The sequence below is a fragment of the Streptomyces sp. NPDC028331 genome (assembly GCF_055565775.1).
Genome location: NZ_JBVHTR010000003.1, coordinates 326,100 through 334,872, shown reverse-complemented (window position 1 = coordinate 334,872; position 8,773 = coordinate 326,100). Strand labels below are relative to the sequence as shown.

Here is an 8,773-nt window from a genome sequence, read left to right as displayed (position 1 = left end):
GACGCCCCCGCGCGTCTCCCCTTGGTTTTGGGCTTTTCGGTCATAGTGGGGGGGGGTTTGTGCCCTTCGGGGCCCCCCCCGACCGGTCACGCCAACGGGCCCCCCGTGGCCGCACCGGGCGGCAGGCCGGCCGGGAGGGCGAAGCCCACTGACGACGGTCAGAGGTCGCCGATGCCGACGGCGGCCTCGGCCGTCTCACGAGGCATCAGTTGAGCACCTGCTGGGTGACGACGATGTGCCCCTGGTCGGGATCGAGGACGCCCCCGAGCCGGCTGAAGGCTCCGTCCGTCAGGTCCAGGCACTTGGGTTCCTGGGGCGTCTGCTGGAAGGTGCCGCGGTCGTTGATGCGGACGACCAGGGACCTGCCGTTCGCCACGTTCGTGACGCGCACCCTGGTCCCGAAGGGGAGTTGCGGGTTGCGGGTCAGGGAGGTGGCGGCGGTGTCCGCGTTGTTGTCGAAGACCTCGCCGCTGGCGGTCAGCGCGCCGGCCGGGATGGGGCCGTAGTGCGTCGCCCAGCACTGGTCGGCGGCCGCCCGCACGGCGCCCTCGGCAGGCGCGGCGGTGGCGGTGGGCGCCATCACCAGGAGCGCACCGAGCGCAGTGGCCCCGACGGCGGAGCGAACGAAGGGTATTGCACGACTCATCGCTTTTCTTGCCTCTCTCGGACGTCGTCGCATGGATGACGGACGGAAGGACGGAAGGGAGGAAGGGAGGAAGGGAGGAAGGGAGGAGGAACGGAAGGGAGGAAGGAGAGGCGGACCGGGGCTCAGCCCGCCGCCCTCGCCCGGCCGCCCGCGGCGAGCCCGGCCCGAAGCGGGAGCAGCCCGGCGACGGCGCTTCTTCCGCGCAGCGCGTCCGACGGCATGCTCAGGCTCCCTTGTGGAACTCGACGGTGAAGCCGTTGCACCGGCTGCACTGCTGCATCACCTGGTTGCCGGGCTCCTGGTCCTGCTTCGACCAGCCGTAGGCCCGCGGGCAGTTGGTCGCGATCATGTCGCTGTAGGCGGTCTTTGCATCGCGGTTCGGGTTGGTGCAGAGCATGGGCGTGCCGTCCGCCCACCGGGTCAGATCGGCGGCGGGGCACTTCGGCAGCAGGTTCTGGGAGCAGCCCTGGGTGGCGCAGCCGCCGCCGCTTCCCGTCACGTTCACCGGGGTGATGGTGATCGGCACGGAGAAGGCGTTGACGTAGCTGACGTCGTACCAGGGGGCGAGGCCGTCGGCGCTGTCGAAGTTGAACTCGGCGAGGCTGACGGGCTGTTCGGTCCTGTTCGGGTCGCACTTCTGGGCGTACACGCCGCAGTCGCCGAGTTGGCAGTGGAAGGTGCTGCCGTCGGTCCCGCCGCATCCCATGCGGGCGAAGAACTTCCCGCGCCAGTGGTCCGGCGCCGCCGTCTCGGGGATCGTGACGGTCGCCGACTGGCCGGGATCCAGGACCGGCAGTCCGGTCAGCGGCTTGGAGCCGTCGGCGTTGACGGTGCTGCCGATCCAGATCCGGCGTCCGGTGTGGTTGACGAAGGTGACGGTGTGGTTGGTGGCGGCCTCGACGGCGGGCACCACCCGGTGGGCGACGGCGTCCGAAGGCGCCTTCGTGTGGGTCTGTACGGGTGTCCGGTGCGGTGCCAGGACCACCAGCAGGGCGGCGGCCGCGGCGGCCAGAGTGGTCAGGATTCTGCGCACAACTCCTCCGTAGGACGAGTCATGAAGAGCGGTAGGGGGGCGGGTTTCAGCAGGTCACCTTGTCGCCCGGGGTCACGCCGAGGATCTGCGCGAACTGCCGGTAGAGGTTGATCCGGTCCTGCATCTCGGCGGGGTTGCGGCCGTTGCACTCGACGGCGCCGTTGATGCTGCGGATGGTCTCGCCGAACCCGGCGCCGGAGACCATCGCCTGATGGGGCGTCATGGTGCCGGGACCGGTCTGGGTGTTCCAGTACCACAGGGCGGTCTTCCAGGAGACCTGGCCGTCCGTCGCCACCAGGTCCGGCTTGTGCAGCAGGTCGATCCCCAGCGCGTCGCCCGCCGCCTTGTAGTTGAAGTTCCAGCTGAGCTGGAGCGGGCCGCGCCCGTAGTACGCCGCCTGCCCGGCCGGGCAGCCGTAGGGGCGCGTCGTGTCGCAGTACGTCGGCCAGTTGGCGGTGTTCTGCTCCTTGATGTATCGCAGGCCGCCGGTCTCGTGGCTGACGTTCGCCAGGAAGGCCGCCGCCTCCAGCTTCCTGTCCCGGTCGTTGCCGGTGTGCGCGAAGGCGGGGTAGGCGCCGGTCGCGCCGACCAGCGCGTCGTAGGTGTAGAAGGCGTTCTTGTTCGGGAACATCTGCTGGAACTGGGCCCGGGTCACGGCGAAGTCGGCCGCGTCCGCCCGCGCCGGCGCGCCGGCCGGGGACGCGGCGGCCGAGGTGGGCAGGACGAGCGCCGAGACGGCTGCCGCCGCCGCGGCAGCGGCCACGAGGGCACGTCGAATGCGCATGGCTGTCTCTCCTGAGGGACGGGGGGTGGCTCACGTGAGGCTTCGGCAACGTTGTCAGCCCCACTGTTGGGTGCATGACAGTCGATGCCTCACGGGACTCCTGAGAGCGCTCACAGGATCTGACGGCTCCCTATGACAGCCATCCCGACAGGAACCTGTCAATGGTCCGGACCAGGTGTCGCGTCTTTCCGGACATCCTGGGGTTCCACCACGGGCGGCCCAACTCCCCAGGCCACGAAGACCTGTTGACGCCGGTCAAGCGGCGGACTCGGTTCCGCATGGGTGGGCCGCGAGGTCCGGCCGCGCGTGGATCACCGGAGGTGTGGACGGTCGATCGTCGACCGGATCATGCCTTCCGCCCCGTGAAGAACGTCACGCCCGCGCGGCGCGCCGCAGCGTCGGACAGCAGGCGCGCGCCACTGCCGGGGCCGGACCGTCGTACCGCGCGGAAGGCCCCAGGCCCGCCGGTGGGCGGCGACTCCAGGCTCAACGCGCCCGCGTCGAAACGGCATTCGGCCCCGCTCCGGGGCCGCAGCAGGAGTCCGGGCGCATCGGCCCGGCCCCTGGACCTCGACTCCGTGCAACCCGTACAAGTGGTGCCATGACAGCAGCTCTGGACTGGAAACTGGTCGTCGACACCCGTGACGCCCCCGCCCTCGCCGACTTCTGGGCGGCGGCGCTGGGATACGAGGTGGAGGACAACAGCGCACTGATCAACAGCCTGCTGACGGCGGGCCGGCTTCCGGAGGCGGCGGTCGCGGAACACGACGGCAGGCGGATCTTCCGGGGTTTCGCCGCCGTCCGGCACCCGGACGACCCGTACGACAAGGAGACGGGCATCGGCCGGGGCCGCCGCATCCTCTTCCAGGACGTCCCCGAGCCGAAGTCCGTCAAGAACCGCCTCCACCTCGACATCCACGTCGGCCCGGACGCCCGCGACGCGACGGTCGCGCTCCTGGAGTCCCTGGGCGCGACCCGCGTCGAGGAGGTGGACAAGGGCCCGGCCGGACACTGGTGGGTCATGCGGGATCCGGAGGGCAACGAGTTCTGCGTGGCCTAGGGGTCCTGTGAGCGTCCGTCCAGGTCGCATCGTCTGGTGCCGTGCATCGCTAGGCGCCGAGAGCCCTGGATGGGGGGTACGTGTGGGCCTCGGGCTTGCAGGCCGTCGATAAGTCGGGCCTGCGCAGGCGTCAGCGCCAGACGGGCGCGGTGCCCGAACTGTCGCCTCCCTTACACACGCTCCGCAATCACGCCATCACAATAGCGTTAGGTCCATGCCGCCAGGCGGGAATCCAAGTCCCTTTGGACGCTGCCCGCCATCCCGGCCGGCCTGGCCACGGGTGACGCGCACACCTACCGGCTGCGCTTCGTCGAGGACGCCACCTCCGAGCCGCGCGACGGCGACTGGGAGGCGAACTTCTCGATCTTCACGTCCCAGGACAGCGCCCACAGCCCCCTGGTCGGGCGGGCCGACGGCAGCATCGTTCTCGGCGGCACCACCGGCTGACCCCACCGGCCGGGCCGGCACGACGACGCCGGGCGGGCTGGATCCTTCCAGCCCGCCCGGCGTTCCGTGGTCCCGCGCGAAGCGCCTAGCAGCCCAGGAGCCGCCCGGCCAGGTACCCCTCGATCTGGTCGAGGGACACCCGCTCCTGCTTCATCGAGTCACGCTCGCGCACCGTCACCGCGTTGTCGTCGAGCGTGTCGAAGTCCACCGTCACGCAGTACGGCGTACCGATCTCGTCCTGGCGGCGGTAACGGCGGCCGATCGCGCCCGCGTCGTCGAACTCGATGTTCCAGTGCTTGCGCAGCGCCTGCGCGAGCCCCTTCGCCTTCGGCGACAGCTCCGGGTTGCGGGACAGCGGCAGCACCGCGACCTTCACCGGAGCCAGACGGTGGTCGAGGCGCAGCACGGTGCGCTTCTCCATCTTGCCCTTGGCGTTCGGCGCCTCGTCCTCGACGTACGCGTCGAGCAGGAACGCCAGCATGGTGCGCCCGACGCCCGCCGCGGGCTCGATGACGTACGGCGTCCAGCGCTCGCCGGCCTCCTGGTCGAAGTAGGAGAGGTCCTGGCCGGAGGCCTTGGAGTGGGCGCCGAGGTCGTAGTCGGTGCGGTTCGCGACGCCCTCGAGCTCGCCCCACTCCGAGCCGCCGAACTGGAAGCGGTACTCGATGTCGGCGGTGCGCTTGGAGTAGTGGGAGAGCTTCTCCTTCGGGTGCTCGTACCAGCGCATGTTCTCCTCACGCAGGCCGAGACCCGTGTACCAGTTCCAGCGCTCCTGCATCCAGTACTCGTGCCACTTCTCGTCCTCGCCCGGCTTGACGAAGAACTCCATCTCCATCTGCTCGAACTCGCGGGTGCGGAAGATGAAGTTGCCCGGCGTGATCTCGTTGCGGAACGACTTGCCCATCTGCGCGATGCCGAACGGCGGCTTGCGGCGCGAGGTCTGCTGGACCTGGAGGAAGTTGGTGAAGATGCCCTGCGCCGTCTCGGGGCGCAGGTACGCGATCGAGCCGCTGTCCTGCGTCGGGCCGAGGTGGGTGGAGAGCAGGCCCGAGAACTGCTTCGGCTCGGTGAACTGGCCCTTGTTGCCGCAGTTGGGGCAGTTGATGTCCGCGAGGCCGTTCTCCGGGAGGCGGCCGTGCTTGGCCTCGTACGCCTCTTCCAGGTGGTCGGCGCGGAAGCGCTTGTGACAGGAGGTGCACTCGGTGAGCGGGTCGGTGAAGGTGGCGACGTGGCCGGAGGCCACCCAGACCTCGGTCGCCAGGATCACCGACGAGTCGATACCGACGACGTCCTCGCGCGACGTCACCATGTAGCGCCACCACTGGCGCTTGATGTTCTCCTTGAGCTCGACACCCAGCGGTCCGTAGTCCCAGGCGGCGCGCTGACCGCCGTAGATCTCGCTGCAGGGGAATACGAAGCCACGGCGCTTGCTCAGGCTGACGATGGTGTCGATCTTGTCGGCGGCCACGGTGCTCTCTTCATTACGACGACGGGCGACGAAGCGAGACGCTTCAAAGCGAATGCTTCAGGGTACCGGCGGTGGCTCCCCCTCAATCAAATCGGTGCCGTCCACAGGCCCACACCGGAGCTTGTTGACAACGGTTTCCATGTTTGATGAAAATGACTGTCATGAACGTACGACGACGCCTCATACCCGGGACCGCGGTCGCGGCGGCCACCGCCCTCGGGCTCGGAGCCCTCTCCGCCTGCTCCTCCTCCAGCGCCGCGGCGGGCGACAGCGGCAAGTTCGACGTCGTGGCGTCGTTCTATCCGATGGCCTTCCTCGCCGAGCAGATCGGCGGGTCCTACGTCCACGTCACCAGTCTCACCCAGCCCGGCCAGGAACCGCACGACCTGGAGATCAGCGCCAAGCAGACCGCGCAGCTCCAGGAGTCCGACGCGGTCGTCTACCTCAAGGGCCTGCAGCCCTCCGTCGACGACGCGGTGGCCCAGTCCGGGATCAGGACGAAGATCGACGCCGCCTCCCTGACCTCCATGGAGCAGCACGGCAACGAGGTCGGCGGGCACGCGGCCGCCCACGACACCCACCAGGGCGAGGAGTCCGGCGGCAAGGACCCCCACGTCTGGCTCGACCCGGTGCGCTACGCCCAGGTCGCCGAGGGCGTCGGCGCCGCGTTCGAGAAGGCGGACCCGAAGCACGCGGACACGTACAAGAAGAACACCGACGCGCTGGTCAAGAAGCTCGACGACCTCAACACCCGGTACGCGGACGGCCTGAGGAACACGAAGACCAAGGTCTTCATCACCACGCACGCCGCCTTCGGCTACCTCGCCGAGCGTTACGGCCTCACCGAGGAGGCCATCAACGGCCTGGACCCGGACTCAGAACCCAGCGCCGCCCGCGTCCGCGCCCTGGAGAAGATCGCCAAGGACGACGGCGTCTCCACGGTCTTCTACGAGACGCTCGTCAGCGACAAGACCGCGAAGACCATCGCCCAGGACGCGAACCTGAAGACGGACGTCCTCGACCCGATCGAGGGCATCACGCCCAAGTCCCGCGGCCGCGACTACTTCCAGGTCATGGAATCCAACCTCAAGGCCCTGCAGACGGCCCTGGGGACCAAGTGATCGTCACGGAGGACGTCATGGCAGAGCCCGTCATATCGATGCGCGGCGTACGCGCCGACCTCGGCTCGCGCCCCGTCCTGCGCGGCATCGACCTCGCCGTGCACCGCGGTGAGGTCGTCGCGCTGCTCGGGGCGAACGGCTCCGGCAAGTCGACCGCCGTGCGCAGCATCATCGGCCAGGTGCCGGTGAGCGCCGGGGAGATCGCGCTCTTCGGCACCCCGCGGCGCGCCTTCCGCGACTGGCGGCGCGTCGGGTACGTGCCGCAGCGCACCACCGCCGCGGGCGGCGTGCCCGCCACGGTGACCGAGGTGGTCGCCGCGGGCCGTCTGTCCCGGGCCCGCTTCGGCATCCTGCGCAAGGCCGACCACGAGGCCGTACGCCACGCCCTGGACCTCGTCGGCCTGGCGGACCGGGCCAGGGACTCCGTGGGCGCCCTGTCCGGCGGCCAGCACCAGCGTGTGCTGATCGCCCGGGCGCTCGCCTCCGAGCCCGAACTGCTGATCATGGACGAGCCGATGGCGGGCGTCGACCTGGCGAGCCAGGAGGTGCTCGCCCGGACGCTCGAGGACCAGGTGGCCTCCGGCGCCACCGTCCTGCTGGTGCTGCACGAACTGGGCCCGCTGGAGCCCCTGATCGACCGGGCGATCGTCCTGCGCGACGGCTGCGTGCTCCACGACGGCCCGCCCCCCAAGGCCGTCGGCCAGCACGCCCTGCCCGGCCACGACCACGTACATCCGCACGACGCCACGAGCACCGAACCGATCCGCACGGGACTGGTGAGCTGATGGACTTCCTGAACTACGCCTTCATGCAGCGGGCCCTGCTCGCCGCCGTCCTGGTCGGCATCACGGCCCCCGCCGTCGGCATCTACCTCGTGCAGCGCCGCCAGGCCCTGATGGGCGACGGCATCGGCCACGTGGCGATGACCGGCGTCGGCCTGGGCTTCCTCCTCTCCACCTCCCCGGTGTGGATGGCCACGGCCGTCTCCGTCCTCGGCTCGGTCCTCATGGAGCTGATCCGCTGGTACGGGAAGACGCGCGGCGACATCGCCCTCGCGATGCTCTTCTACGGCGGTATGGCCGGCGGCGTGATGTTCATCAACCTCGCGCCGGGCGGCTCCAACGCCAACCTGACCTCGTACCTGTTCGGCTCCCTGTCCACCGTCTCCCCGTCGGACGTGGTGGCGATCTGCCTGCTCGCGGCCTTCGTCGTCGTGGTCACCCTCGGCCTGCGCCGCCAGCTCTTCGCGGTCAGCCAGGACGAGGAGTTCGCCCGGGTGACGGGCCTGCCGGTGCGCGCCCTGAACCTGCTGACGGCGGTGACGGCGGCCGTGACGGTGACGGTCGCGATGCGCGTGGTCGGCCTGCTGCTGGTGTCGGCCCTCATGGTGGTGCCGGTCGCGGCGGCGCAGCAGCTCGGCCGCAGCTTCGCGGCGACCTTCGCGATCGCGGTCGCCATCGGGGTGACCGTCACCCTCGGGGGCACGGTCACGTCGTACTACCAGGACGTGCCGCCCGGCGCGACGATCGTGCTGCTGACCATCGCGGCGTTCATCGCACTGACCGCCCTCGCCACTCCGCTGGCCCGGCGACGCGCGCGGGCGCTCGCCGCCGCGCAGCCCTCCGGAGACCCCGTGGAGTGCGCGATTCCGACCACGCGGGGGGCCGCCGACGAGGTCGGAGTCTGACCGCGCCCAGGCCGGGCTGGCACAATGGCCCGGCAGGGCGCAGACGTTTAGGAGGCTACCGGTGACCACCGCAGGACCGCCCGTGAAGGGCCGCGCCACCCGGCAGCGTGCCGCCGTCGCGGCGGCCCTCGACGAGGTCGACGAGTTCCGCAGCGCTCAGGAGCTCCACGACATGCTCAAGCACAAGGGCGACTCCGTGGGCCTGACGACGGTCTACCGCACCTTGCAGTCCCTGGCCGACGCCGGCGAGGTGGACGTCCTGCGCACCTCCGACGGCGAGTCCGTCTACCGCCGCTGCTCGACCGGCGAACACCACCACCACCTGGTCTGCCGGGTCTGCGGCAAGGCGGTGGAGGTGGAGGGGCCCGCGGTGGAGAAGTGGGCGGACGCCATCGCGGCAGAGCACGGCTTCGTCAACGTCGCGCACACGGTGGAGATCTTCGGCACGTGCGCGGACTGCTCCGCGGGTCGGACGGGTCCGCAAGCGCCGTAGGGGTGCTTGACGGCTTCGGACCGCGGGTGGTCGT

General features: G+C 70.3%; 10 protein-coding genes. 5 read left to right on the top strand and 5 right to left on the bottom strand.

All coding sequences use genetic code 11. The features are described from left to right. Positions 1–205 precede the first annotated feature (205 nt). The 3 genes from ACZ4SW_RS05625 to ACZ4SW_RS05615 form a co-directional block, all read right to left on the bottom strand. Entirely contained in the window at positions 206–646 is a 441-nt protein-coding gene (locus tag ACZ4SW_RS05625; RefSeq protein ID WP_468238327.1) for a septal ring lytic transglycosylase RlpA family protein, read from the bottom strand. A gap of 223 nt (positions 647–869) precedes the next feature. Further along, complete coding sequence (locus tag ACZ4SW_RS05620; RefSeq protein ID WP_468238325.1) at positions 870–1,679, bottom strand: thaumatin family protein; 810 nt, start codon at positions 1,677–1,679, stop codon at positions 870–872. 46 nt (positions 1,680–1,725) lie between these two features. Next, positions 1,726–2,463 carry a chitinase gene (locus ACZ4SW_RS05615; RefSeq protein ID WP_468238323.1) on the bottom strand — a complete coding sequence of 246 codons (738 nt, stop codon included), beginning with the start codon at positions 2,461–2,463 and terminating at the stop codon, positions 1,726–1,728. 601 nt (positions 2,464–3,064) lie between these two features. Between ACZ4SW_RS05615 and ACZ4SW_RS05610 the strand changes: the two genes are divergently transcribed. Beyond that, positions 3,065–3,523 (top strand): VOC family protein, encoded by a 459-nt coding sequence (locus tag ACZ4SW_RS05610; protein ID WP_468238320.1) that lies wholly within the window; start codon positions 3,065–3,067, stop codon positions 3,521–3,523. A 293-nt stretch (positions 3,524–3,816) separates the two neighbouring features. On the opposite strand, the gene ACZ4SW_RS05605 is transcribed toward ACZ4SW_RS05610, so the two are convergent. Next, positions 3,817–3,963, bottom strand: a complete 147-nt coding sequence (locus tag ACZ4SW_RS05605; protein ID WP_468238318.1) for a hypothetical protein — start codon at positions 3,961–3,963, stop codon at positions 3,817–3,819. 92 nt (positions 3,964–4,055) lie between these two features. Continuing rightward, the gene (locus ACZ4SW_RS05600; RefSeq protein ID WP_468238315.1) at positions 4,056–5,438 is read right to left on the bottom strand and encodes a glycine--tRNA ligase; all 1,383 of its coding nucleotides are present in this window, start codon (positions 5,436–5,438) and stop codon (positions 4,056–4,058) included. A gap of 161 nt (positions 5,439–5,599) precedes the next feature. Here ACZ4SW_RS05600 and ACZ4SW_RS05595 point away from each other — a divergent pair, with 161 nt between their 5' ends. From ACZ4SW_RS05595 to ACZ4SW_RS05580, 4 genes are all read left to right on the top strand, one after another. Beyond that, positions 5,600–6,559, top strand: coding sequence for a metal ABC transporter substrate-binding protein (locus ACZ4SW_RS05595; protein ID WP_468238313.1), 960 nt, complete (start codon positions 5,600–5,602; stop codon positions 6,557–6,559). A gap of 17 nt (positions 6,560–6,576) precedes the next feature. Then, positions 6,577–7,344 (top strand): metal ABC transporter ATP-binding protein, encoded by a 768-nt coding sequence (locus ACZ4SW_RS05590; RefSeq protein WP_468238310.1) that lies wholly within the window; start codon positions 6,577–6,579, stop codon positions 7,342–7,344. Next, positions 7,344–8,246: a metal ABC transporter permease gene (locus ACZ4SW_RS05585; protein ID WP_468238308.1), complete on the top strand. Its 903-nt coding sequence runs from the start codon at positions 7,344–7,346 to the stop codon at positions 8,244–8,246. Before ACZ4SW_RS05590 ends, ACZ4SW_RS05585 begins: the two co-directional genes overlap by 1 nt. Before the next feature lie 61 nt (positions 8,247–8,307). After that, complete coding sequence (locus ACZ4SW_RS05580; protein ID WP_468238305.1) at positions 8,308–8,739, top strand: Fur family transcriptional regulator; 432 nt, start codon at positions 8,308–8,310, stop codon at positions 8,737–8,739. The last annotated feature ends 34 nt before the right edge of the window (positions 8,740–8,773 follow it).